This window comes from Nocardia sp. GCM10030253, assembly GCF_042675075.1.
Classification (GTDB): Bacteria; Actinomycetota; Actinomycetes; order Mycobacteriales; family Mycobacteriaceae; genus Nocardia.
The window spans coordinates 690484-715187 of the sequence record NZ_JBHTDL010000004.1 but is presented as its reverse complement, the minus strand read 5'-3'; the positions used below and the strand labels follow the sequence as shown (position 1 = coordinate 715187).

Here is a 24704-nt window from a genome sequence, read left to right as displayed (position 1 = left end):
CAGTCGGCGGCATAGAGTCGCGCGCATGACCGTGTACGTCGTCGCACAGCTGAAGTTCTCCGATCGTGCCGCGTATGACCGCTACCAGGCGCGCTTCATGGAGATCTTCGTTCGATACTCGGGTACGTTGCTGGCTGCCGACGAGAGCCCGCAGGTGGTCGAGGGGGCATCGGATCGGGAGAAGGTGGTGTTGATGTCGTTTCCCGACGAATCGGCGTTCCGGGCTTGGGCGCAGTCACCGGAGTACCTGGAGATCTCCGAAGACCGCCACATGGGCGCGGATACGGTGACCTTGCTGGTGAAAGGGCTCGGACACCGGTCATAAAGATCGGGTCCGTCGGTCAGTCGTCGTAGATCGGTGGCCTGCGGTCGCGGCGCGCGCGGATGGCTTCGTCGAAATTGTCGGTGGTGAGGCGGACGTAGAGCTGCGCCATGCCCTCGTGCTGCATGTGGGATTCGAAGCTGCCCGCCTCCATGCCGCTCCACAGCATCCGTTTGGTGAGCTCGGTGCCGACGCGACTGAAGCCGATAATCCGTTCTGCCAGGTCGTAGCAGGTTTCCAGGAGCTTCGCGGTGGGCACAGTGCGGGAAACCAGGCCGATGCGCTCCGCTTCGGCGGCATCGACGTCCCGTCCGGACAGCATGATCTCGAAGGCGCGGGAGGAGCCGATGGCGCGTGGCAGCAGATAGCTGATGCCCAGTTCCGCGGAGGTGAGGCCATTGTTGATCCCGGCGGCACGGAAGTAGGCGTCCTCGCCCGCGATCCGAATATCGGTGGCGATGCTGAGACAGAATCCGCCGCCGATGGCGGCGCCGTTGATCGCGCCGATGACCGGCTGGTTCATTCGCCGCAGGGTGATCATCACATCGTTGAGCAGATCCATCGAGCGCCGCGCGACGCTGGTGACGGTCAGCCCCTCGGTATTGGGCACCCGCCCCGCACTCTGCAGGTCCGCGCCGGAACAGAATCCGTGTCCCGCTCCCGTGAGCACTACGACGCGCACATCGTTGTCCGCACTGACCTCTTCGAGCGCCTCACGCAGTGGAATCATCACATCGAAGGCCATCGCGTTCATCCGGTCAGGCCGGTTCAGCGTCACTAGTGCGATATGGGGACGCGGCTTATCGATGAGCACGAACGACATGCGGAATCCTCACCGGCGACTGTGACGGGGGCCACCGACATCTCAATATAGGTGAGGCTCTCGTCGCGTAGTGGCAAATCCGATCGACCGATCGGATTGCCGGAATATGTTGCTGCCTTAGGTATCTCGTCGCTTTGACAGCGTCCGACCGGCCCACGCTTCCGCACGCCGGGCAATCTCGACGATCAACGTCGCGTACTCGTGAGTGTCTGCAACGCAACCACAGCCGGTCGACCACGCTGGAAGCCGCTGCCTGTCGACTGACTGCGGGAGGTAAGTCGGGTACGGCACACGACGCGCCCAGCACTGCCCCGGCCAACCAATGGAGGGTAATCCATACCGGGTGAGCGGGTTAAGAGACGTCCAGAAGGCGCGCCTACCAGGGTTTTCCGGGCAGTGCTGGGCACGTCGTGTGCGGTACCCGGCTTGGTCTTCCGCAGCCTGGGCAGGCAGGCACACGGCTTCCAGCGTGAAGACTGGCTGTGGTTGCGTCACCAACCACAACCCGATCGGACGGCCGCACCCCGTATCAACACCGCACACCCTGTATAGCGGGTGTCTGGCTGCGACAAAGGGTGTGGGGCGGGCGTCGCTACCGGCAGGCCAGGGAGGCAGGCAACAGCTTCCACCGTGAAGACCGGCTGCGGTTGCGTGACCGACCACAACCCGATCGGACGGCATTCGCACCCCGTGTCAGAACCGCGCACCCCGTATAGCGGGTGTCCGGTTCCGACAAAGGGTGCGGGGTGAATGGCTCGCTACCGCCAGGCAGGCAGCTTCCAGCGCGAAGACTCGTTGTGGTTGCGCTACCGCGCCACAACCCGATCGGACGGCATCCGGACCCCGTGTCAACACCGCACACCCCGTGTAGCGGGTGTCTGGTTGCGACAAGGGGTGCGGGGACTGTGCGCTTGTGGTTAGGTCTAGCCGAGTTGCCAGGTGGCGCGGATGGTGGCGGTGATCTCGGATTCGCCGAGTTCGACGGGGACCGGGGCGGCGCCGTAGGCGGTGTCCATGGGTGCGGACATCATCTTGACGCGGGGATACGCGGGGGGTGCCGAGGTGGTGTTCTCGGTGATCTCCAGGACGGGTCCAAGGGTGCGTGCGGCGCGGCCGGCGTATTGCTCGGCCTTGGCCAGGGCGTTGTCCCATGCCGCGTCGCGGGCTTGGGTCAGCAGGCGCTCCTGATCGGCGAAAGTCAGGTTGAGGCCACCCAAGCGGACATCGTCGCCGCCGGCCTCGACACAGTTGGCGATGATTGTCGCGGGTCCGGGGTCGGCGCTTTCGCCGATATCGCGCAGTACCACTGTCAGGTCGGTCGTGGCGAGATAGCCGGTGATCTTGGAGCCACCGCCTTCGATCCAGACGGTCTCGGTGCGCACCGACAGCCCGCTGGTCGCGATGTCGGCTCCCGAAACTCCGTCCGAGCGCAGCGAATTGGTGACGGCGGCCACCCGCTCACCGGCTTGCCCGTAGGCGAGCGCGACCTTGCTCGCTCTGGTCTCGATCGAGATGGTGACCCGCATCAGGTCCGGGGTGGCGCGCGCGGTCCCGGTCCCGAAGGTGGTGACCGTGCCCGTGGTGGCGGCGGACTCGTCGGAGTCGGACTTCTTGTTGCTCACGGCGCTCTCCTGATTCTGTCGGATCGTCATTTCGCAGGCTCAACGGTCGATGCGTCGCAAACGTCCCCGCCCCGCGTAGGTCACTGCGGCTCAGTAGTCCCCGCCGCGCACGGCGATCGCTCGTACCGCGGCGTCTATCTGTGCGTATGCGCCGGCTGCCAGCCGCTCGAGCAGGGCAAGTTTCAGCTCGGGTGCCGTCTCGGTGAGCACATCGAACCGTTCGGGGCTGAGCACCGCGACGCGCACGCCGCTTTCCGCGTGGGCTTCGTTGACGAACGGTGTGCCCACGAGCATCGGGATCTCGCCGAACGACATTCCGGCCGAGAGCGACGCCAGCCGGTGCGTGCGCCCGTCGGCGCCTTCGAAGGTGATCCGCACCCGACCCTCCAGGATCAGGTACAGGCCGGAGCGGGTGCTGCCGCGGGGCGCGATCACTTCGCCGCGGGCGATGGTGCGCACCTCGAAATCCTTTGCCAGCCGCGCCCGGTCGTCGTGGTTGAGCGCGGCGAGTACGGGATGGTCCTCGATCGGCATGGAGGTGCACGCCGGTTCGCCTTCCGGCCGATGGTGGTCGAGCACAATGTCCTCGCACCATTCGGTGGCGGTGTCGCGGTCGATGAACACGCGTCCGCGTGGGTCGTTCGGATCCAGGCTGGAGACGAGGTGCCCCATCTTGCTGTCGGGGTCGACGATCGCGACGCGGCAGCCTGCCGCCGCCAGTTCGTTCTGGAGTTCGTCGAGCATGTGCACGGCGATCTCGCTCACCTCGCCCACCCGGCGTAGGTCGACCACAAGCGCTTCCAGCTCGCCCGCCTGCTCCTCGATAGCGCGCACCGCACGTTCCGCGCCCGCGAACAGCAAGTCGCCGTGTAGTTCGTACACGCGTGCCCGGTCACCGTGCTCGGCGAGCACCGCCGTCTCGTCGGTGGTGCGCTGCAGCCGCGACGGCACCTCGGCCACCGAATACGCGGCGCGGATCGCGGTGCGCCCGGAGCGGGTGACGTGCAGAAAGTGCAGTTCCAGCCGCCTCGACAGCTCACGGCAGGCGGCGACGCCGCGCACGCTGTTGCCGCGGTCGTCGAGGCGTGGGGAGTAGACGGCGATCCCGATCTGTCCGGGCAGCACCGCGAGAATCCCGCCGCCGACACCGCTCTTCGCGGGTAATCCGACGGTGGTCACCCAGTCGCCCGCGGCGTTGTACATCCCGCAGGTGGTCATCACACTGAGGACCTGCTCGGCCAGCGCGACCGACAACGCGCGCTCGTGAGTCACCGGGTTGAGCCCGTTGTTGGCCAGCGTCGCCGCCATCAACGCGAGGTCGCGGCAGGTGACGTTGAGCGAGCACTGCCGGAAGTACCGGTCGACCGCCTCGTCCGGATCGGAGTCGATAATGCCGAAAGAACGCAGCATGTAGCCGATGGCGCGGTTGCGGAAGCCGGTGCGTGCCTCGGAAGCGTACACCGCCTCGTTCATCGTCAATTCGCGTCCCGCGAAGCGGGAGTAGCTGCGCCGGACGCGTTCGAACTTGTCGGCCGGATCGTGGCCGGTGATCAGGGACGCGGCGGTGATGGCGCCGGCATTGATCATCGGATTGCGCGGTCGCGCGGTCACCGGGTCCAAACTGATCTCGTTGAACGGCTCGCCGGAGGGTTCCACGTCGATGCGCTCGGCGACTGCCGCGGGACCCCGATCCGCCAGGGCGAGCGCATAAGTGAACGGCTTGGAGATGGACTGGATGGTGAACGAGGTGGTGACATCTCCGGTGCCGTACACCCGGCCGTCCGCGGTGGCCAGGCACAGTGCGAACGAATCGGGCTGCGCCGCTGCGAGTTCCGGGATGTAGTCGGCCAGTGCGCCGGAGTCGTCGGCCCGGCACAGCTGGTAGACCTCGGTGAGGATGCGTGCCACGACGCCGGGGTCGACCGCCTGCGGAACCTGCTGCTCGGGCTCGGCCACAGGATCACTGTAGGCGCGGTAGCGTATGTGCCGTGGTCGAACCTTCGTCCGCCGAGCGCGTGTCTTCGTATGGACCTCGTGCGACCTGTACGGTGGTCGGAAGTTCGGCCGTACGCGTGTCTTCGGACGGTTTGCCGTCCGGCCGACGATTCGTGTGGAGGCTCACATTTCAGCGCCATGTCGGCAGGTGGGTACTCCGCTCGTGCGGAGGATCCGGAGCCACTCCGTAGACTGATCGGATCAGATGCGCTATCCGGAGGGAGCGAGTTCAGGTGGGAGTGCTTTCCCGGGTCGATACGCCCGAAGACCTGCGCCGGCTGAGCATGGCCGAGTTGCCGGAGCTGGCGGCGGAGATTCGCCAGTTCCTGGTGGAGAAGGTCGCGGCGACCGGTGGTCACCTCGGGCCCAACCTCGGCGTGGTGGAACTGACCATCGCGTTGCACCGGATCTTCGACTCGCCAGCCGATCCGTTGATCTTCGACACCGGGCACCAGGCCTATGTGCACAAGATCCTCACCGGTCGCAAAGACCAGTTCGACACGCTGCGCAAGCAGGGCGGGTTGTCCGGCTATCCGAGCCGCGCCGAGAGCGCCCACGACTGGGTGGAGTCCTCGCACGCTTCGGCCTCGCTGTCCTACGCCGACGGTCTTGCCAAAGCCTTCGCGCTGACCGGTCAGCATCGGCACGTCGTCGCGGTCGTCGGTGACGGCGCGCTCACCGGCGGCATGTGCTGGGAGGCGCTGAACAATATCGCCGCCGCTCCAGACCGTCCGGTGGTCGTCGTGGTCAACGACAACGGCCGCTCCTACGCGCCGACCATCGGCGGCCTTGCCGACCGATTGACCGCGCTGCGCACCCAACCCGCCTACGAGCACGCGCTCGACGCGGGCAAGCGCATCCTCAAGAGCATCCCGCGGGTCGGCGAATCCGCGTACTCGATGGTGCACGCGGTGAAGGCCGGGATCAAGGACGCCGTCAGTCCGCAGGAGCTGTTCAGCGATCTCGGAATGAAGTACGTCGGCCCGGTGGACGGGCACGACAGCGTCGCGCTGGAGGCCGCACTGCGCCGAGCCAAGGACTTCGGCGGCCCCGTCGTCGTGCATGTGGTGACGCAGAAGGGCCGTGGCTACTCGCACGCGGAAAACCACGTGGCCGACCAGATGCACGCCTGCGACCCGCTCGACCCGCTGACCGGACGGCCGCTGGCCGGTAAGAAGGCGCTCGGCTGGACCTCGGTGTTCGCCGAAGAGCTCATCACGCTCGCGGAACGTCGCGACGACATCGTCGCCATCACCGCTGCCATGCCGGGACCGACCGGGCTTTCGGCATTCGGTGAGCGTTTCCCGGAGCGAATGTTCGATGTCGGCATCGCCGAACAGCACGCCATGGCCTCGGCGGCCGGGCTCGCCCTCGGCGGCATGCATCCGGTGGTCGCGATCTACTCCACCTTCCTCAACCGTGCCTTCGATCAGCTGCTGATGGATGTCGCGCTGCTGAAGCAGCCGGTGACCGTGGTCCTCGACCGCGCGGGAATCACCGGCAACGACGGCGCCAGCCACAACGGCATGTGGGACCTGTCGGTGCTCGGCATCATTCCCGGAATCCGGGTTGCCGCACCACGCGACGCGGGCACCCTGCGCGAAGAACTGGCCGAAGCACTCGCGGTCAATGACGGCCCCACTGCCATCCGGTTCCCGAAGGGCAGTGTCGTCGAAGATATTTCGGCAGTGGAGCGCCTCGACGGGGTAGACGTCCTCCGCCTACCGGACCGTGACGGCGGCTCCGCCCAAACCCAGCGCGGCGACGTCCTCGTCGTGGCCGTCGGCGCCTTCGCCGAACTGGCCCTGCAGGTCGCCGATCTTCTGGAACCAGAAGGCGTTTCGATCACCGTCATCGACCCGCGCTGGGTCCTCCCGGTCTCCGACACCATCGTCAAACTCGCCGAAAACTACCGCCTCCTGGTAACACTCGAAGACGGCGGCCTGCACGGCGGCATCGGCTCCACCATCTCCGCCCGCCTGCGCGGCGCCGGGCTGGATGTGCCGACGAGGGATCTCGGTGTGCCCCAACACTTCCTGGACCACGCGTCGCGTGCCCAGGTTCATGAAGAGCTGGGTCTCACACCCACCGATATCGCCCGCCGTATTACGGGTTGGCTCGACGCCGGCTGAGTGTCCGACACTCTGGGCGCGCAGCACGCCAGCAGCTCGTGCTCCGGGTGCGAAGGGCAAGCCGCAGGACGCGCTCATACTCACCCTCGACATGCGGCAGCCCGTCCTGGATCCACTCATCACCGAGGCAGGCGGCGGTTCGACTGCGGGTTGTTCTCCGTCCAGGGACTCGAGGGGGCTATCGAGTCGAGTTGCGCCGGTGGGAGGCACGGACTTTCACGCGGTTGCCGCAAACGTTCATCGAGCACCAGGTGCGGCCTCGGTTGCGGGAGTGGTCGTAGAAGGCCCAGCGGCAGCTCGGTTCGCGGCAGGTTTTGAGTCGGGACCAGGTGCCTGCGGCGACGGCGGTGGCGATGTCGGCGAGGAGAGTGGCCAGGGCGGTATCGACCGGTCCGTGGGTGGCAGGCACCAGGGTGGGGGGCGTGCTGGTGACATCGAGTGTCAGCGGGAGTTCGGCGGTCAGTGCGGCGAGGTCGGTGTGTGCGGTGGGGTCGAGTCCGTCGGGTCGTGGGCTCGTGACGGGTTCGGCGTTGTTGTGCGCGAGGAGGGCGCGGAGTCCTTCTCGGGCTCGGGCCGCGCGGTCGCGTTCGTGTGCGGTGACGGCGGTGTCGCGGGGCAGTAGTGCGTGTTCGTGGAGCCAGGTCGCCAGCTGGTCCGGTGTGCCGATGGCGTCGCCGTCCGCGCGGCGGGTGTTGACGAACTCCACCAGGCGACGCATCGCCGCTGGGGTGAGGTCCTCGGCGGCCGTGGTTTCGATTCTGGCGGGCATGAATACAGGATAACTACCCATTGACGTTAGGCGGTTAACTAACTACCGTTTCTTTAACGATAGTTATCAACGACGGGCATGAAGCCCTGAAGGGAGAGTCGGCCATGGGATCGGTCAAGAAAGAGATCTTCGTCGAAGCCTCCGTCGAGGACGTGTGGGCCATCATCGGCGACTTCGGCCAGGGGCCGATTCGCATGGCGCCGGGTTTCGTCACCGAATGTCGGCTCGACTCGCCCGAAGTGCGGGTGGCCACGTTCGTGAATGGAACGGTGCTGCGAGAGCGACTGATCGAGCTGGACGAGGCGGAGCGTCGCTTCGTCTACTCCATCGTCGGCGACAGCATCGCGCCGGAACACAACAATGCGTCGATGCAGGTGTTCCCGCAGGACAACGGCAGCCGATTCGTCTGGATCCACGATGTGCTGCCCGACGAACTCGCCATCGCATTCGGCGCGAGCATGGATCAAGGACTGGAGGTCTTCAAGCGGACAGTCGAGGGCGCGGTCACGACTAATCCCTGACTCGAGGTGGCGGTCCGCCTAGCCGCCATCGACCTCGGAACGCACGCTATGCGCCGGGAGTCTCCGGAGTCAGCGCCGCCGTCAGCCGTGGCACCGCCAATTCGCGCTGCCACGGACGCGCCCCGCCCGACTTCAGGAACCCATCGATCGCCGCCGAAAGTTCGGCGGGCGACTCGGGGATGCGGTCGTAGTCCGGCAGTCCATCCCAGCACAGGCGGCGCACGAGGTCGGGGGAGAGCAGGTTCTCCACCGGGATCGCGTGTTCATCGGACAGCTCACCCATCGCTGCGCGCGCCCGGGTCAGCCGGGCGGCGGCTGCGGCGTCGCGACGTTCCCATCGGTTCACCGGCGGCGGCCCGTCGAACGGCTGGGTCAGCGGCGGCAGCTCGCTGTCGGGCAGCGTACGGCCGCGGTCGACGGCGCCGAGCCATTCGCGGGAATAGCGCCGCTGACGTGGTCCGCCGAAGACCGGCAGCGCACGTAGCTGGGCGATGGTGCGCGGCTCCGCGGTCGCGGCGGAAACGATCGCCGCGTCCGGCAGAATGCGGGCGGGCGCGACGTCGCGGGAGCGCGCCAATCCGTCCCTGGTGTTCCACAATTCACGCACGATGGCCAGTTGCCGGGTGCGGCGCAACGTGTGGATGCCAGAGGTGCGCCGCCACCGATCAGCCTTCGGCGCGCTGGGCTCGGTGATTCGAACGTGCTCGAATTCCTGTGCAGCCCAATCCGTTTTGCCCTGCTCGTCGAGTGCCTTCGCGACCTCGCCACGCAGCTCGAGTAGCAGTTCGACATCGAGCGCTGCGTAGTTCAGCCATTCATCGGGCAGCGGCCGGGTGGACCAGTCGGCCGCCCCATGGCCCTTCCGCAGCGCCCTGCCAAGCAGCTTTTCGACCATCGCCGCGAGCCCGACGCGTTCGAAACCGGCCAGCCTGCCACCCAATTCGGTGTCGAACAGCCGCGTCGGACGCAGGCCGAGTTCAGCGAGGCCGGGCAGATCCTGGTCCGCCGAATGCAATACCCACTCGAGGTCGTTGATCGCCTCGGCCAGTGGAGCGAGCGCATCGGTCACCGGAATCGGGTCGATGAGGAAGCTGCCCGCCCCGGCACGGCGCAGCTGGATCAGGTAAGCGCGGGCCGAATACCGGAAACCGGACGCACGCTCGGCGTCGACGGCGAGCGGACCGGTACCCGCGGCAAGGCGGGCGGCGGCGTCGACGATCTCGCGCGCGGTAGCGAGGACGGGTGGTACACCCTCCGCGGGGACCAGCAGCGGCTCTGCTGCGTTGTCTTCCGCTGTGCTGCCCTGATCGGGCTCGTCTGCTACCGGCATAAATCTGAACTTTACGTGGCGGTCAGATGTGGTCGTTGCTGGTATAGGACTCTGGTCGCAGATGGGTGATACCAGCGGGCGGCAATCCGGCCGCATAGGCGAGCACTTCGCAGAACGCTTCCACGTGAGGCCGCATCTCGGTGGTGACCGCCGTCCATGACGCGCGCAGCTCCAATTGGTGCGCGCGCGGCGGCCCTGCGATGTCGCCGTAGCGCACCGAACTCGTCGAGGTGACGGTGCCGCCTAACGCGGTGAACGGCTCATTGCGGGTCTCGAGCGCGTCGACCAGCCAACTCCAGGCGACCTCGGGCAACAGCGGGTCGGTGGCCAGCGCGCCGTCGATGTCGGCCTGGATGTAGGCGACCAGTCGGAAGATGCCGTGCCATGCGTCGTCGCCGTCCGGATCGTGTAGGAGGATCAGCCTGCCGAAGGCATCGCCCTCGGAATCGACTGGCACGACAGCGGTTTCGGGGTGTTTGACTTCGGCGCCGAGCGCGTACGAATAGGGTGCCAGGCGTTGCGGCGGCCGGATCGGTGCCAGCTCGATCCGAGGGTGCACGGCAGCGGTGGCCATCGCCTCGACCGCGGCGCGAAATTGAGCTGGCTCATCGGGTCCCTCGGTCGGTGCGGCTCCGTCGCGGAAGTCGAGCGGTGTCACGAAAGTGACGGTAGACCTAGTCCACCCGACGCGGTCGGAGGCGCGCCGCCAAGCCGCATTCAACACAGTCGGGCGCGGTCTGTCCGAGGCCTGTGTCGGCCGAGCGAAGGGGACATTCGCGCATCGGGCGCAGCTCGCCTTGCTGAGCTATGCCCGGCCGATCCGCCAGGGCAGTCGCATATCCGCCCGGCCGGGCGAAGGCGAGGCGGTCGCCCGCTTACGATGACGGTGATGAACACTCACACCCGCCGCCGGTTGACCGATGCCCCGTTCCTGGCCGCCGCCACTGGCGCCGCACCGAGCCGTCGGCCGGTGTGGTTCATGCGCCAGGCCGGACGGTCGCTGCCCGAGTACCGCGAACTGCGCAAGGGCATCGGGATGCTCGAGTCCTGCTTCGATCCGGAGCTGGTGTGCGAGATCACTATGCAGCCGATCCGCAGGCACGGCGTAGACGCGGCGATCTTGTTCTCCGACATCGTCGTTCCGTTGAAGGCCGCGGGCATCGACCTCGACATCGTGCCCGGTGTCGGTCCGGTGATCGCGTCGCCGGTGCGCACCACCGCCGATGTGCGGGCACTGCCGCGACTGCGCCCCGAAGAAGTGGGCGCGGTCACCGACGGGGTGAAGCTGTTGACCGATGCGCTCGGCGACACGCCGCTGATCGGGTTCGCGGGCGCGCCGTTCACCCTCGCCTCGTACCTGGTGGAGGGTGGTCCGAGCAAGAACCACGAGCGCACCAAGGCGATGATGCACGCCGACCCGGGGACCTGGCACGAGCTGCTCGGCGTACTGACCGACATCACTATCGCCTTCCTGCAGGCACAGCTGGCCGCGGGCGTGGACGCGGTACAACTGTTCGACTCGTGGGCGGGCGCGCTCTCCCTCGCCGACTACCGCACCTTCGTCCTGCCGCACTCCGAGCGGGTATTCGCGGAAGTCGCCGCCGCGGGCGTGCCGCGCATCCATTTCGGTGTCGGAACCGGTGAGCTGCTCGGCGCGATGGGGGAGGCGGGCGCCGATGTCGTCGGCGTCGATTGGCGAGTACCGCTGACCGAAGCGGTGCGTCGCGTCGGACCCGGAAAAGCGTTGCAGGGCAACCTGGATCCCGCCGTACTCTTCGCCGGGTCGGCAGCCGTCGAGGCGGAGGCGCGCCGGATCGTCCGGGAGGCCGATGAAGCGATCACCATGGGCGCGGCAGGCCACATCTTCAACCTCGGCCATGGCGTACTCCCTGACACCGACCCTGGCGTACTGACTGCCCTGGTCGAGCTCGTCCACGAACTCTGAGCTGCCCGGGGCAGCAAGCTCGCCACCAGCTGCGTGTGATGCATCGAGTCGGATGAATCCAGTCGCGCGGGGCTCGATCGAACGGCCGCTGCCCGGCGCGCGACTGCTCGAGACCGAGCCGTCAGCCGAGTCGACTCGTCGGCAGGTGGTGTCGGCGGCCACATTGGGAACAGAGTTGATCATCGGAGGCGTTCGTACAGTGGTGGTGTCGGTGGCGCAGATTGCCGCGCGGGTGTTCGTGAGCGAACCGCGGCTGGGATCGACGCGACTGGTGGCGGTGGACGGGCCGGGTGGTGCCGGGAAGTCCACGCTGGCAGCGTCTTTGGCGGCAGTGTGCGGGGCCCAGGTGGTGCACACCGACGATTTCGCGGCCGAGAACAATCAGCTCGCGTGGTGGCCGCGTCTGGAGCAGCAGGTGCTCGAACCGATCGCCGGTGGCAGGTCCGGTCGGTATCAACGCTATGACTGGGTCGATCGGGCCCTTGCCGAGTGGCACGAGGTCACGCCGGGCGGGGTGATCGTGCTGGAAGGCGTGTCCTCCGCTCGTGCCGCTGTGCGTGATCGGCTGTCGTTCGCGGTGTGGGTCGAGACACCGGCTGCGGTGCGTTTGGCGCGTGGTCTCGACCGAGACGGCGTGCACACCCTGCCGCTGTGGGAGCAGTGGATGGCGACCGAGGACACCCACTTCGCGGCCGATCGCACCCGTGAGCACGTAGACCTGGTTGTCCGTGGCGACATAGTCGGTGAGTAGCGGGCAGGTTACGGTCGCAGGTATGAGAATCGCGGTTGTCGGCGGCGGAATCACCGGGTTGGTGGCGGCGTATCGGTTGCGGACGCTGCTCGGGCCGCGCGCCGACATCGTGGTCATCGATCGGGCCGATCGAGTGGGCGGAATTCTGTATACCGGTGAATTGGCCGGGGAGCCTTTGGATCTCGGGGCCGAGGCGTTCGTCGGCCGACGGCCCGAGGTGCCTGAGCTGTTGCGTGAGCTCGGGCTGGAGCAGCAACTGGTCGTTCCGGCGGGGCTGCGTCCGTTGCTCTGGTCGGGGGGCAGGGCGCATCCGATGCCGGAGCGAACCCTGATGGGGATCCCTTCGGACGCCGAGTCCATGCGAGGACTGGTCGACGCCGAGACGCTCGCACGGATCGACCAGGAGCCCAGCAGGCCGATGGCCTGGTACCCCGACGCCGATATCGACGTCTACAGCCTGATCGCCGACCGCTTCGGTGCCCAAGTCGCCGAGCGCAGCGTCGACCCGCTCCTCGGCGGGGTGTACGCGGGCAGTTCCCGTTCGATCGGCGTGCGCGCGGCAGTGCCGACACTGGCCGCGACACTCGACGACGGCGCACCCAGCCTGACCCATGCGGTGGCCGCCGCTATGCCGCCGCCGTCCAACGCGCCTGTCTTCGGGGGCATTCGCGACGGCTATCAGGTTCTCCTGGAAGCACTCTCGGCTCGCTCCGGCGCGAAGTTCGTCACCGCGACACCGGTGACCCGACTCGCACGCGGCCTGCGGGGCTGGGTCGTCGACCCGGTCGGCGCGGTGGATGCGGTGGTACTCGCCACCCCGGCGCCGGTGACCGCCCGCCTGCTGCGCACGCTCTCACCCGCTGCGGCCGGGGCAGCGGCAGGCATCGAACTTTCCTCGTCTGCCCTTGTCGCACTGGCACTTCCGCGTGACACCGCGCTTCCGCAGCACTCCGGCATCCTTGTTGCCACCGGAGAATCTTTGCGAGCCAAGGCTTTCACCCTGTCCAGCCGCAAGTGGACACACCTCGCGCAGCGCGAAACTGCCGCCGTGCGTGTCTCCTTCGGCAAATTCGGCGACGATTCCACTCTGTCCTGGTCCGACGCCGACCTGATCGCCGCCGCTGCCGAAGACCTCGCCACCGTCACCGGCGCCACCATCGAGCCGGTCGGCGCCCTGGTCCGACGCTGGCCAGGCGGGCTCGCTCAATACGCACCTGGCCACACCGAACGTGTCGCCGAAATCGAGTCGGCTGTAGCGGATCTCGAAGGTCTCGCCATTGCGGGCGCCTACCTCCACGGCGTCGGCGTCCCCGCCTGCGTAGCCTCGGGTACGGCGGCCGCCCAGCGAATCGCCGGCGGACGCGGCTGACGCGATACAGCCGATGCCAGGTCTCCGAACAGGGCGGGGTCGCTGACACCGGGCCCGTGCCGTCGCGTGCAACAGGCGGCACCCCTGCGGTTGGTCGTTACGGCTGACGCTGGTCCGCGTCACCGGATGGCAGCAGGCGACACCCGGGGGGTGGTTGGTCGGCACGCGGCTCGGATCCGCTCTCGCTCGTGACGGGCCGCGGGTGAGGCCTATCCCGATCGGGAGCACGGCGGCTTCGATCGGCCCGCGGTCAACCTCGTTCCGGCGGGTGGCACGATGGGTGGCATGGCGCGACTCGACTACCAGGCCCTCAACTCCACCATTCGGTACCTGATGTTCTCGGTGTTCCAGGTGAAACCGGGTGTGCTCGGCGAAGATCGAGCCAAGGCCGTTGCCGATGCGCAGGCGTTTTTCGACGGGCTCGCCGACCGGGACGTGGTCGTGCGTGGCATCTACGACGTCGCGGGAATGCGCGCCGACGCCGATTTCATGATCTGGACGCACGCCGAGCGCGTCGAGGATCTGCAGGCCGCGTACGCGGACTTCCGTCGCACCACGGAGCTGGGCAGGGCCAGCACTCCGGTGTGGAGCAATGTGGCGCTGCACCGGCCCGCCGAGTTCAACAAGAGCCACGTGCCCGCGTTCCTGGCCGGTGAAGACCCGGGCAACTACATCTGCGTCTACCCGTTCGTGCGGTCCTACGAGTGGTACCTGCTGCCCGACGACGAGCGCCGCAAGATGCTCGCCGACCATGGCAAGGCCGCTCGCGGCTACCCGGATGTGCGCGCCAACACCGTCAGCTCGTTCGCCCTCGGCGACTACGAGTGGATCCTCGCCTTCGAGGCGCCGGAACTGCACCGCATCGTGGACCTGATGCGTGATCTGCGGGCCACCGAGGCCCGCCTGCATGTGCGCGAAGAGATCCCGTTCTACACCGGTCCGCGCGTAGAGGTCGACAAGCTCATCGCCGCGCTGCCCTGAGCCTGGCGCGCGAAAACCCGCCTTGATTCGGATCAGGGCCCGCCGCCCTTCGGCAGCCAGAAGTGCAATTGCTGAGCAAACGCGGCAGAACGAACCGCATGCCCCAATATTTCGGGGCATGCGCACCGTAACCGCAGTCCGTACCCTTCCGCTGAGCGCCGAAGACTACTGCGCTGCGTTGCCCGAGGGGTGCAGCTGCAGCGCAATCGAGTTGATGCAGTAGCGCTTGTCGGTGGGCGTGTTGTACCCCTCGCCCTCGAACACGTGGCCGAGGTGGCTGTGGCAGTTTGCGCACAGCACTTCGACCCGTCTCATGCCGAGGGCGTCGTCGGAGCGCAGGATCACCGCCTCCGACTTCGCCGGGTCGAAGAACGACGGCCAGCCGCAGTGCGAATCGAACTTTTCGTCGCTGCGGAACAACTCGGACCCGCATGCCCGGCACACGTAGACGCCTTCGGTCGTGGTGTCGGTGTACTCGCCGGTGAAGGGGCGTTCGGTCGCGGCCTGCCGCAGCACCGCGTACTCCTCAGGATTCAGCTTGGCTTTCCACTCCTGTGGCGTCAGCTGGATGCGAGGCGCGGGCATGGACGTGTCAGCGTCAGAACTCATTGCTCCACGCTAATAGGTTTTCAGCCGCCGCGCCGCAAACCGTGTCGCTACTTGAGCACGCTCGCCTGCGGTTCGGCCCGAAATTCGGATCGTTCGCTGTCGGCAGGGTCGGTGTCCTCGGCGGCCGTCTCGATCGAACGCCGCGGCGCAGGGTCTGCGACGGCGTCGTCGTGGGAATCGGGCGCCGACATCCAGGTCGGGTCGATGCCGAACCGCAGTCGACCGTCCCGCCGGGCTGCCAGGTACCGGTCACCCAGCACACAGAAGATCACGATGAGCAGCAGACCCCAGCCGAAAGTGATGCGCAGATACTCCAGGTTGCGGCCGAAACCCTGCCAGCGGTCCGAGAGCCACTTGTCGTAGGACATGAACCCGAACACCGCCAACCAGGCCGGCCAGTTGCGCATCACCGAATTGCGCAGCACCACCGACATCAAGAGCGGGAACAGCATCATCGAGTAGTACATCTGCCCGAGCGAGGGCAACAGGAACGACGCGGTCATCAGCACACCGGACGAGGTCGTCACGAAGAACAGCTCGTCCTCGCGGTAGTAGCGGTACAGCAGCCACAGCGTGATGGCGACGAGAATGCCCATGACGATGCGCATGCCCCAGGTCAGCCACAGCGGCAGACCGTAGTAGGCCGCGTTGCCGACGATGGCGCTGTTGAAGTAGTCCCTCGATTCGACGATGTAGCGAGCGGTGCGGGTGAAGAACTTGTCCGCATCTTTCGACAGCGGCCAGGCAATCGCGGTCAGCGCGACGGGCACGCCGATCGCGGGGTAGAAGACCTTCCACTGTCGCCGGGCAGCCGCGATCAGGATCAGCGGTGCCAGCGTCGGTTTGACCGCGATGCTCAATCCGAGTAATGCGCCTGCCCATAGGTCTCGTCGCTGTAGCAGCAGATGGAGGAAGACGACCTCGGCCAGCAGGATGCATCCGTTGACATTGGTGAAAACCAGTGTGTTTGTGACTGTTTCGGAGATGAACATCGCGAACAGCAGCACCGGAGCCGCCACCGAGGACAGCGTGAACTTGAACAGCTTCAGCAGCAGGTAGCAGGCCAGGATGATGGCGGCGGCGTTCAGCAGGATGAAGCACCAGCGCGACTTCTCCGGATCGACCAGCGCCAGCGGCGCGATCAGCAGAGTTCCACTGGGCGGGTACAGGTAATGCGGGTCGACCGAGTCGAAATTGGCGGTGTACACCGGGTTGCCGTTGAGGAAGGCAAGCGACGCGTTGTAGACCGGCTTGAAGTCGTCGGTGATGAACCCGTTGACAGCCTTGATGAAGACTCGATTGAGCACAGTCATGACCGCTAAAGGCCAGAGTGCGAATTTTATCGCTTCGGCGGTGGTACGAGCGGTGCGTGGCTCGAGCTGTCGAAGTAACACTGGGGCACGGTACACCGGATCGCGGCTGACGGTAGCGGGGACCTGTCCGGCGCGCCGATTTCAGGGGGTCATGCGGGGCACGCGGTGCCATCCTTCGGCAGCTTCGCGTCCTTCAGATAGTCGAGTAGCGCCTGTTGGGCGCAGCCGGAATGGGTGAAGACGGGATGCCCCCAGCCCTGCCAGGTCACCGAGGCGTGGCGGGCGCCAGCGGCGCCGAGCGCACCGGTCACCGAGGCCTGGCCACCGTTGCCGACCACCGGATCGGCGACCCCACCGAGGACGAGAACCGGCAGGTCCAGCTTCGTCGGCAGCGGCGGCGCACTCGCGACCGGCCATGCCGCGCAATCCATCATGGCGATCGCGGCGGCCTTGCCGAAGACCGGATACTTCTGGCCCCATTCGACACCGAGTTCCTTGGCCCGGCTCGGGGACGGCGGCGTCTGATTGTCGGTGCAGCGGTTCACGAACTGTCCGTCGCTCGCGGTCGCGGCGGATTCGCGCAGGATGAGGTTCCCGAGCGAGCCACGGTCGCCGCGCCCTGCCGCCGAGAGCGCGTCGGCGAGTTCGGCGATGCGATTGGCCTGGTCGCCGCGCGGGCCGCCGAGGAACCCGGACACCGTGGTCAACAGCGCGTTCGCGGAGATGTCGCCGAGTCCGCCGGTGCTAGCCCGGTTCACCAGCTCGGTAATCGCCGCGCGCGGGTCGGCGCCGAGCGAGCAGTTGATTCCGGTGCAGCGCTGCGCGAATGCGGTCAGCGCCGCCTCTGCGCCCTGGACCTGCTGTTCGGCCCGGGTGGTCGCGTCGGCGCCGACGGCTTCGGGGGAGTCCAGGATCAGCCGCGAGAGGTGGTCGCCGTACCTGCGGGCGAAGCTGAGCGCGACCTTGGCGCCGTTGCCGCTGCCGAGCAGGTCGATGTGCTCGACCTGCCACAGCTTGCGCAGCTGTTCGATGTCGTCGGCGGCGTGCGGGGCGTCGAAGGCGCCCTCGTAGGGGTGCAGGAAGTCGCGGCAGGCGATGGTGGCGTCTTGGCTGAACCCGGTTACCGCCTCGGCGGGATCGGTTGCGCCCGGCGCGAATTGGGCGTTGTCGGCCAGGCCCTTGCGTACGTCGGCCGGCAGGCAGTCGATCGGCTGCGAGGTGCCGAGGCCGCGGCGGTCCACCGCGACGATCGGGCGCGTTGCCAACAGCGAACTCGCCGGTCCGACAGCCAGCCCGGCCAGTGTGGCCGAGGAGGATCGATCCGCACCCGAGGTGAGTACCAGCGGGGCGACGTCAGCCGGGGTCTGCGGCAGCCGGGCACGCACGGCACCGGCGCGGAAGCTACCGAGCACGGCGCCCGTCCCGTCGATCGGTGTCGAGAACTCGGCGCAGTCCAGGACAAGGCCCGCGGGTGCGGGGCCGAGACCGAGCAGGTCGAGCGTCGGCGCCGTGCAGTCCCGCCAGCTCAGGTCGGTCTTGGGCAGCTCGGCCGTCGGCGGCGGTGGCGCGGTCGACGTGGCGGCGGGCCCTCCGACGGCGGGCGCGCGCTCGACGGCAACACCGGGGCGATCGGAGGGTCCCGCACCGCATCCGGCGATCATGATCGAGAGTGTCGAGGCCAGCACGGCGGCCCGAGTCCAGCGCATGCGCTACAGCCTGCCAGGTTCCTCCGGTTGTTTCACAAAGGAGGCGTAGAAGAGCCGACCGGGTGCGGGTGACCCGCGAGTCAGCGACGAGCCCAACGGGTGAGTATCGTGCCGTCGTCGTCGAGCAGGATGTGCTTGCGCGCCATGGGGGTGCGGAACTCGTGTGCGGACAGCGATATTCGCCGTGCCGTGCCACCGACCAGCACGGGTGCGGTGGTCAGGCACAGTTCGTCGATCGCTTCGGCCTCCAGCAGCTCGCCGAACAGGTGCGGGCCGCCCTCGCACAGCACGCGGCGCAATCCGAGCTCCTCGAGCGCGCGCAGCAGCCCCTTCGGGGTCACCGCGATGTCGCCGGCCTCGACCACCCGCGCACCCGCGTCGCTCAGCCGCTGCTTGCGGTCCGGTGGCGCGGCAGCGGTCGTGATGATGATGGGCGCGACGGTGGTGTCGGTGCACAGCCGCGAGCCGGGCTCGATCGCGGCGCTCGCGGTGAGCACGGCGATCGGCGGCGGTGCGCCTTCGCGATGGCCGCCCATACCGCGGTCGTAGAGGGCGCGGCGCCGCCGCGGGTCGGTGCGGGCGCCGCCGTAGTTTTCCGCGCGCACGGTCCCCGCACCGATGAGGATCACGTCGGCCAGCTCGCGCAGCATCGTGAACACCGACTTGTCGGCGGGCGTGCCGAGGCCCTCGGACAGTCCGCCGCTGGTGGCGGCGCCATCGATGCTGGACACGAAATTGGCTCGGACCCAGGGCGCGTCGACCTGAGTGGGGTAGGCGTACAGCTCGGCGAGGTCGTTGTCGCTCAACCCTGTGAGCTGGATCGCATTGTGGATACGCTGCATGAAGCAACATCACACCACGTCATTAGGCTCCGTCTATGCAAGAACGCCTTGTCGATCGCCATCCGGAGGTTCCGGCAGACCAATTGGTCGCGCAGATGGTGCCCCCGCCCATGTTCGACGAGGTCAGTTTCGCCTCCTATATCCCGGATCCCAAGGAGCCGAGCCAGGCTGCCGCGGTCCGCAAGGCCGAGGACTTCGCCGGTCAGGTCGCCAAGATCAACCAAGCGGTGAACAAGAAGAGTCTGTTCGGCAAGAAGAAGCCGATCAGCGGCGCCGGGCTGTATCTCGACGGCGGCTTCGGCGTCGGAAAGACCCACTTGCTCGCCTCCATCTTCCACAGCGCGCCCGCGCCGAAGTCCTTCGGCACCTTTGGTGAGGTGACCAATCTCGTTGGCGCGCTTGGGTTCAACAATGCCGTCGAGCGGCTGTCGGCCAACAGTGTGCTGTGCATCGACGAATTCGAACTCGACGATCCCGGCGACACGATGCTGGTATCGCGACTGCTGACCGAGCTGTCCGCGCGCGGTGTGTCCATCGTCGCGACCTCCAACACGCTGCCAGGTCAGCTGGGCGAGGGCCGCTTCGCCGCGCAGGACTTCCTGCGTGAAATCAAGAAGCTCGGCTCCATCTTCGAGCCCGTGCGTGTCGACGGTCCCGACTATCGTCACCGCGATCTGCCGCCCGCGCCGGAGCCGACCTCGCCGGAGCTGCTGACCGAACGAGCCATCGCCACATCGGGATCCACGCTCGACGAGTTCGACGCACTGCTGAAGCATCTGAGCACGCTGCACCCGTCGAAGTACGGCGCGCTGATCTCCGGGGTGTCGTCGGTGTTCATCTCGAACGTGCACCAGGTCAACGATCAGGCTGTCGCGCTGCGGATCGTGGTCCTTGCCGACCGGCTTTACGACGCGAGCATCCCGGTCACCGTGTCCGGTGCCAAGCTCGATGAGATCTTCTCGCAGGAGATGCTCGGGGGCGGGTACCGCAAGAAGTACCTGCGCGCGATCTCGCGACTGCTGGCGTTGTCGCGTTTCGAGGCCGCGGCCGCCTAGCAGGCGTTCGCGGCGTGATGGCACAGCTCACGTTCTGTGCCGGTGCGTGGCACGGAAAGTTGTGTCGAAACCGGGGGACTGTTCGCTCAATCGATGGGAGCACTTGTCATGGTCAGCCGTTCGATCCGCGTCCCGGTGGCACTCGCCGCAGGTCTTGCCGTCGCCTTCGGGCCCGTGGCGGGTGTCGCTCTCGCCGACCAGCCCAGCGCGACGGTCACCACGTTCGACCGTTCGCTGAACCTGCAGGGCGTGCAGAACGCTCGTGACGCGGGCGGCTATCGCACCACCGACGGCCGCTTCGTGCGCACCGGCCTGGTCTTCCGCACCGGCCAACTCAATAACGCGACACCCGTCGACCTCGCCGACCTGACCCAGCGCCAGGTCCGCTACGTCGACGACCTGCGCACCGTCTACGAACGCGCCATCGGTCCCGACAAGGTGCCCGCGGGCGCCACCGCCCATTGGGACGACGTCATCGGCCAGGCCCCGCCGCAGACCCTGATCACCACGCTGACCGGCGGCGACGATCTCTATCGCGCCTTCATCACCGCCCCCGGCGCCAACCAGGCCTTCTCTTCGGTGCTGCGCGACATCATCGACACCGAAGACGGTGCCGTGCTGTTCCACTGCACTGCGGGCAAGGACCGTACCGGCTGGACCTCCGCGGTCCTGCTGACCATCCTCGGCGTCGACCGCGACACCGTGAACCAGGACTACCTGCTGTCCAACCAGTACCGCAACACCGGCCCCGACGACACCATCAACGGTGTCCGGCAGCCGTGGCTCGACGCCGCCTTCGACCAGGCCGACCGGACCTATGGCAGCTTCTACAACTACGTCCGTGACGGCCTGAAGCTGTCGTCCGCCGACATCGCCGCGCTGAAGACGAAGATGCTGGCCTGATTTCGGCCCGAGGTGTTCGCGCTCAGGAGCGCGGGTGCTCGGCATCCCAGCGATCGAGCAGTGCGGGTATCTCCTTGGTGACGAAAAGGAAGAACTCGTGCATGTCACGGACTCGGGCGGCTTGTTCGCCGTTCGGGTCGTCGAACAGCCTGAGGCCGCGCGTAGTCGTGTCCGTGAGGTCGGTGTACTGGGAGATCTGCTGGCGCTGCAGGTCCGGGAGGATTCCGGGCCGGATCGAGTAGTAATCCCTTCGGTCGCCCGGCTTGGACGTCTTGTCCACCCAGCGCATGGTGACCAGGGTCTTCAGCGCGCTCGAGATGGAGCCCTTCGATGCCTGCAGCGCGTCGGCGATCTGGCCGAACGTCTGCTCGGGCGGGTCGCAGATCAGCAGCCAGGATGCGGCCCGGCCGACCATCCGGACCAGACCCATCCGTTCGAATACGAGCGCCAAATCCTCGACGAAGGCCAATTGTTCGGGGGTGGGGTCCTGGGTCGGCTCGCTCATCGGTCGAGTATCCCTTCGATGGTATCGATATGGGTAAAACGAGGCGGGCCGTGTCGGCCCGCCCCGTTCTGGTGGAGTCAGACCGCTAGGTCGCGGCGGTCGAAGGCGCCGAGTGCGGCCACCACGGCGACGGCCACCACAGCGACCAGCACCGCGAGGTTGATGCCGTTCCAGCCGTTTACCAGTGGCGAATCACCGATCGCGTAGTAGAAGGGCGACAGCTTGCGCAGCCATTCGGCGCCCTCGAACATCCCGCCGAGGTTGTTGGCCAGGTAGGCCGCCAGCGCGACCAACGCGGCGAATCCCAGTGTCAGCGTACGCTTTCCGGTGAACGCGCCGATCAGTAGGGTGATCGCGCCGACTACGAGGGCGAGCAGGCCGAGCCCCGCGCTTGCGGCGACGATATTGCCTGCCGGAATGTTCATCTGCCCCGCGTTCGCTCCGGCGACGATGCTGAGCGTGAAGACGGCGGTGACGATTCCGGTCTGCACCGCAAGCGCCGCGAACCGTTGCGCGAGCAGGCTCCGACGGCTCACCGGTTGGGCCAGTAGCAGATCCAGCGTTCCGGTGTCTTCCTGAGCGGCCGATCGCGCTGCGAAGGTGACCGCGAAGATGAGCAGCAACAGCGTGCCCATCATCGCATACACCATGGACTGCATATAGCCGGTGGCGCTGGCGAAGTCGCCCATACCCAGTGCCTCGTACATCTTGTTCTGCTTGATGTCGAGCGAGCCCTGCTGCTGCAGCGACTGGAAGTTGGGCAGGTACATCATCGGGACGATGGCCAGGCCGATCGACCAACCGATCAGGCCGCGCCGCTGTTCCTTCAATGTCTGGGTGAAAACCGAGCGGGTCATGACGAGTTCTCCTGTGCGATAAGTATTTCGGTGGTTCGGGAGCTGGTGCGGATCAGCGGCCGTAGAGGCTGAAGAAGATCTCTTCGAGGTCGGGCTCGGTGGAGAGCACACTGACCAAGTGGTACTTGGCCGCCGTCTTGAAGAGCTCGTCCACCTCGCCTTCGGTGGTGCAGCGCAACGTTTTTCCGTCGATGATCAGGTCGCGCACACTGGGCAGCGCGGCGAAATCGTCGGCGAAAACGTCCTCGCCGAACACCAGCTCGACCGAGCGTGGCGAGCGCCGACGCAGATCCTCGACGTTCTCGGTGCCGAGCAGCCGGCCCGCTCGCATGATGACCGCGCGGTCGGCGGTCTGCTGTACCTCGCTGAGGATGTGCGAGGACATGAACACCGTCTGCCCGTTGTCCTTGGCCGCGGTGACCAGATCCAGGAAGCGTTGCTGCAGTAGCGGATCCAGGCCGGAGGTCGGCTCGTCGAGGATGAGCAGGTCGGGGTTGTGCATGAAGGCGGCGATGATGCCGACCTTCTGTTTGTTGCCCTTGGACATCGCGCCGACCTTCTTGGACAGGTCCAGATCGAGCAGGTCGGCGAGGTCGGTGATCCGGTTCGCGGGGACCGTGCCGCGCAGGTCGGCCAGGAATCCGAGTAGGTCGCGGGCGGTATTGCGGCCCTCGATCTCGAGCTCGCCCGGCAGGTAGCCGATGCGCTTACGCAGTTCCGCACCGCCCGCGCGGGGATCGACGCCGAGCACCTCGACGTGTCCTGAGGTAGGCCGGATCAGATCCAGCAGGATGCGGATGGTGGTGGACTTGCCCGCGCCGTTGGGGCCGAGAAACCCGAATACCTCGCCCTGGCCGACCTCGAGGTTCAGATCGGTGAGTGCGACATGCTTGCCATAGTGCTTGGTCAAGCCTTCGGTGCGGATCGCGGCGCTGGTCATGATGCTCCTTCGAGAAGTTCTTGATCACGTTCTGTAGGTCTTGTTTATTCCGCAAGAACTGATGTGTTCAGTAAAGACTGAACATCTAGAACTTGTCAACCCTTGGGGTCGACACCACTACGATCCGGTCATGACGAAGTTCAAGACCTGGGATGGACTGGAGCTCAACTACCGCATGTGGGAGGGCGAAGGGATCCCGGTCGTGTTGCAGCACGGGGTGGTGGCGGACACCAACGCCAACTGGATGGGCACCGGGGTGGTCGGCGCCTTGCAGGCCGCCGGGCACACGGTCGTCTCGCTGGACGCGCGCGGGCACGGCCGCTCGGACAAACCACACGACACCGCGCGGTACTCGTGGGCGGCGATGGCGAAGGACGTCAGCGCGCTGTACGACGAGCTGGGCTTCGATCGCGTTGTGCAAGTCGGCTATTCGATGGGCGGGATCATCTCGCTGCTGGTCGCGGCCGCCGACGAGCGGGTGACGAAGCTGGTCGTCGGTGGGATCGGCTCGGGTGTCCTCGACTGTGGTGGCGTCGATCGCCGCGTCATCGATATCGACGACCTGCGCACGGCCATGCGTGGCGACGGCGCGGGCGCGTCTTCGATCGCCATGATGTTCCGGATTCTCGCCGACGTGGTCGGCGCAGACCGGGAGGCCATCGAAGCGGTCGCGGCCGGCCTCGACGACGAACCGATCAAAACCCTGACCGACATCACGGTGCCCAGCCTGGTCCTGGCAGGCGCCGCCGACCCGTTCGCCGCCGAACCGGAACGCCTCGCCGCCGCCCTACCCGACGGCACTCTGACCGTGGTGCCCGGCGACCACCTGATGGCGGTGATCGAGCCGGCGTTCCATGCGGCGCTGGTGGATTTTGTGAAGAGTTAGAACGCCATTCGCATCACGAAGTCGTGGTGCAGTTGGTTGCCGACGTGAAAGGTCTTGGTGCCGACCCTGGTGAACCCGTGCTTGGCGTAAAAACGCTGGGCACGGGTGTTTTCCTGGTTGACGCCGAGCCAGACGCCTTGGGCGCCGTCCTCGCGGGCGCGTTGCAGCACGGCGCGCATCAGCGCCTTCGACACCCCGCTGCCGTGATGGCCCGGCAGCACGTACATCTTGCTGATCTCGACGACCGGGCGCAGGTCCACCGCCTTGGCGACCTCGGGATCGGTCGGGTCGCCGGTGTGCAGCATCGCGTAGCCGACGATGGCACCATCCGCGACCGCCTTGAGCACGGTTCGGCTGGGATCGGTCAGGTACTCGCCGAAGCGCTCGCCGGACAGCACATCGCTGATGAAGATCTCGATGTCGTCGGCGGTGGCACCGGGCGGGCAGGCGAGTGGAAAGGTCGCGGCCGCAACGTCACTGAGGGCCTCGGCGTCCCACAGTCCGGCCCGGTCGACGGTGACTGGGATG

Annotated in this window: 24 protein-coding genes; 10 read left to right on the top strand and 14 right to left on the bottom strand. The window is 67.0% G+C overall.

Features of this window, described 5'->3' with window-relative positions; all coding sequences use genetic code 11:
- The first annotated feature begins 25 nt into the window (after window positions 1-25).
- Window positions 26-325, top strand: coding sequence for a DUF1330 domain-containing protein (locus ACFQZZ_RS07405; RefSeq protein WP_378675798.1), 300 nt, complete (start codon window positions 26-28; stop codon window positions 323-325).
- 16 nt (window positions 326-341) lie between these two features.
- Here the strand turns inward: ACFQZZ_RS07405 and ACFQZZ_RS07400 are convergent, their stop codons facing one another.
- From ACFQZZ_RS07400 to glsA, 3 genes are all read right to left on the bottom strand, one after another.
- The gene (locus tag ACFQZZ_RS07400; RefSeq protein ID WP_378675795.1) at window positions 342-1145 is read right to left on the bottom strand and encodes an enoyl-CoA hydratase; all 804 of its coding nucleotides are present in this window, start codon (window positions 1143-1145) and stop codon (window positions 342-344) included.
- 923 nt (window positions 1146-2068) lie between these two features.
- Window positions 2069-2767 carry an SIMPL domain-containing protein gene (locus ACFQZZ_RS07395; protein ID WP_378675793.1) on the bottom strand — a complete coding sequence of 233 codons (699 nt, stop codon included), beginning with the start codon at window positions 2765-2767 and terminating at the stop codon, window positions 2069-2071.
- 90 nt (window positions 2768-2857) lie between these two features.
- Complete coding sequence (gene glsA, locus ACFQZZ_RS07390) at window positions 2858-4723, bottom strand: glutaminase A (protein WP_378675790.1); 1866 nt, start codon at window positions 4721-4723, stop codon at window positions 2858-2860.
- Window positions 4724-4995: 272 nt separating this feature from the next.
- Between glsA and dxs the strand changes: the two genes are divergently transcribed.
- Complete coding sequence (gene dxs / locus ACFQZZ_RS07385) at window positions 4996-6894, top strand: 1-deoxy-D-xylulose-5-phosphate synthase (protein WP_378675787.1); 1899 nt, start codon at window positions 4996-4998, stop codon at window positions 6892-6894.
- Between the two features lie 178 nt (window positions 6895-7072).
- On the opposite strand, the gene ACFQZZ_RS07380 is transcribed toward dxs, so the two are convergent.
- Entirely contained in the window at window positions 7073-7663 is a 591-nt protein-coding gene (locus ACFQZZ_RS07380) for a CGNR zinc finger domain-containing protein (RefSeq protein ID WP_378675784.1), read from the bottom strand.
- Window positions 7664-7767: 104 nt separating this feature from the next.
- Between ACFQZZ_RS07380 and ACFQZZ_RS07375 the strand changes: the two genes are divergently transcribed.
- Entirely contained in the window at window positions 7768-8184 is a 417-nt protein-coding gene (locus ACFQZZ_RS07375; RefSeq protein ID WP_378675782.1) for an SRPBCC family protein, read from the top strand.
- A gap of 46 nt (window positions 8185-8230) precedes the next feature.
- Here the strand turns inward: ACFQZZ_RS07375 and ACFQZZ_RS07370 are convergent, their stop codons facing one another.
- Complete coding sequence (locus tag ACFQZZ_RS07370) at window positions 8231-9514, bottom strand: HRDC domain-containing protein (RefSeq protein ID WP_378675779.1); 1284 nt, start codon at window positions 9512-9514, stop codon at window positions 8231-8233.
- A 22-nt stretch (window positions 9515-9536) separates the two neighbouring features.
- Complete coding sequence (locus ACFQZZ_RS07365; RefSeq protein ID WP_378676460.1) at window positions 9537-10088, bottom strand: DUF3000 domain-containing protein; 552 nt, start codon at window positions 10086-10088, stop codon at window positions 9537-9539.
- A 306-nt stretch (window positions 10089-10394) separates the two neighbouring features.
- Here ACFQZZ_RS07365 and hemE point away from each other — a divergent pair, with 306 nt between their 5' ends.
- The 4 genes from hemE (at window position 10395) to hemQ (ending at window position 14560) form a co-directional block, all read left to right on the top strand.
- Window positions 10395-11459: a uroporphyrinogen decarboxylase gene (gene hemE, locus ACFQZZ_RS07360; RefSeq protein WP_378675776.1), complete on the top strand. Its 1065-nt coding sequence runs from the start codon at window positions 10395-10397 to the stop codon at window positions 11457-11459.
- Window positions 11460-11511: 52 nt separating this feature from the next.
- Window positions 11512-12210: a uridine kinase gene (locus ACFQZZ_RS07355; RefSeq protein WP_378675773.1), complete on the top strand. Its 699-nt coding sequence runs from the start codon at window positions 11512-11514 to the stop codon at window positions 12208-12210.
- Window positions 12211-12232: 22 nt separating this feature from the next.
- Window positions 12233-13579 carry a protoporphyrinogen oxidase gene (locus tag ACFQZZ_RS07350; RefSeq protein ID WP_378675770.1) on the top strand — a complete coding sequence of 449 codons (1347 nt, stop codon included), beginning with the start codon at window positions 12233-12235 and terminating at the stop codon, window positions 13577-13579.
- A 285-nt stretch (window positions 13580-13864) separates the two neighbouring features.
- On the top strand, window positions 13865-14560 hold the full coding sequence (gene hemQ / locus ACFQZZ_RS07345) for a hydrogen peroxide-dependent heme synthase (RefSeq protein ID WP_378675767.1): 696 nt from the start codon (window positions 13865-13867) through the stop codon (window positions 14558-14560).
- A 165-nt stretch (window positions 14561-14725) separates the two neighbouring features.
- Here the strand turns inward: hemQ and msrB are convergent, their stop codons facing one another.
- From msrB to ACFQZZ_RS07325, 4 genes are all read right to left on the bottom strand, one after another.
- Window positions 14726-15169 carry a peptide-methionine (R)-S-oxide reductase MsrB gene (gene msrB, locus ACFQZZ_RS07340; RefSeq protein ID WP_378675764.1) on the bottom strand — a complete coding sequence of 148 codons (444 nt, stop codon included), beginning with the start codon at window positions 15167-15169 and terminating at the stop codon, window positions 14726-14728.
- Window positions 15170-15216: 47 nt separating this feature from the next.
- Window positions 15217-16563, bottom strand: a complete 1347-nt coding sequence (locus tag ACFQZZ_RS07335; protein ID WP_378675761.1) for a glycosyltransferase family 87 protein — start codon at window positions 16561-16563, stop codon at window positions 15217-15219.
- Window positions 16564-16631: 68 nt separating this feature from the next.
- Window positions 16632-18188, bottom strand: coding sequence for an alpha/beta hydrolase (locus ACFQZZ_RS07330; protein ID WP_378675758.1), 1557 nt, complete (start codon window positions 18186-18188; stop codon window positions 16632-16634).
- A gap of 80 nt (window positions 18189-18268) precedes the next feature.
- Window positions 18269-19030, bottom strand: a complete 762-nt coding sequence (locus ACFQZZ_RS07325) for a pyrimidine reductase family protein (RefSeq protein ID WP_378675755.1) — start codon at window positions 19028-19030, stop codon at window positions 18269-18271.
- Window positions 19031-19065: 35 nt separating this feature from the next.
- Between ACFQZZ_RS07325 and zapE the strand changes: the two genes are divergently transcribed.
- The gene (gene zapE / locus ACFQZZ_RS07320; RefSeq protein ID WP_378675752.1) at window positions 19066-20085 is read left to right on the top strand and encodes a cell division protein ZapE; all 1020 of its coding nucleotides are present in this window, start codon (window positions 19066-19068) and stop codon (window positions 20083-20085) included.
- Window positions 20086-20178: 93 nt separating this feature from the next.
- Window positions 20179-20988, top strand: a complete 810-nt coding sequence (locus ACFQZZ_RS07315; RefSeq protein WP_378675750.1) for a tyrosine-protein phosphatase — start codon at window positions 20179-20181, stop codon at window positions 20986-20988.
- 22 nt (window positions 20989-21010) lie between these two features.
- Here ACFQZZ_RS07315 and ACFQZZ_RS07310 read toward each other — a convergent pair whose 3' ends face one another.
- The 3 genes from ACFQZZ_RS07310 to ACFQZZ_RS07300 form a co-directional block, all read right to left on the bottom strand.
- A complete protein-coding gene (locus ACFQZZ_RS07310) occupies window positions 21011-21493 on the bottom strand; it encodes a GbsR/MarR family transcriptional regulator (protein WP_378675748.1) in 483 nt (160 codons plus the stop codon).
- 77 nt (window positions 21494-21570) lie between these two features.
- Entirely contained in the window at window positions 21571-22350 is a 780-nt protein-coding gene (locus ACFQZZ_RS07305; protein ID WP_378675746.1) for an ABC transporter permease subunit, read from the bottom strand.
- A gap of 52 nt (window positions 22351-22402) precedes the next feature.
- Window positions 22403-23290, bottom strand: coding sequence for an ABC transporter ATP-binding protein (locus ACFQZZ_RS07300; RefSeq protein ID WP_378675744.1), 888 nt, complete (start codon window positions 23288-23290; stop codon window positions 22403-22405).
- Window positions 23291-23420: 130 nt separating this feature from the next.
- Between ACFQZZ_RS07300 and ACFQZZ_RS07295 the strand changes: the two genes are divergently transcribed.
- Window positions 23421-24176 carry an alpha/beta fold hydrolase gene (locus tag ACFQZZ_RS07295; protein WP_378675742.1) on the top strand — a complete coding sequence of 252 codons (756 nt, stop codon included), beginning with the start codon at window positions 23421-23423 and terminating at the stop codon, window positions 24174-24176.
- Here ACFQZZ_RS07295 and ACFQZZ_RS07290 read toward each other — a convergent pair.
- A complete protein-coding gene (locus tag ACFQZZ_RS07290; protein WP_378676457.1) occupies window positions 24173-24703 on the bottom strand; it encodes a GNAT family N-acetyltransferase in 531 nt (176 codons plus the stop codon). The two genes, ACFQZZ_RS07295 and ACFQZZ_RS07290, sit on opposite strands and share 4 nt — an antisense overlap.
- Window position 24704 lies beyond the last annotated feature (1 nt).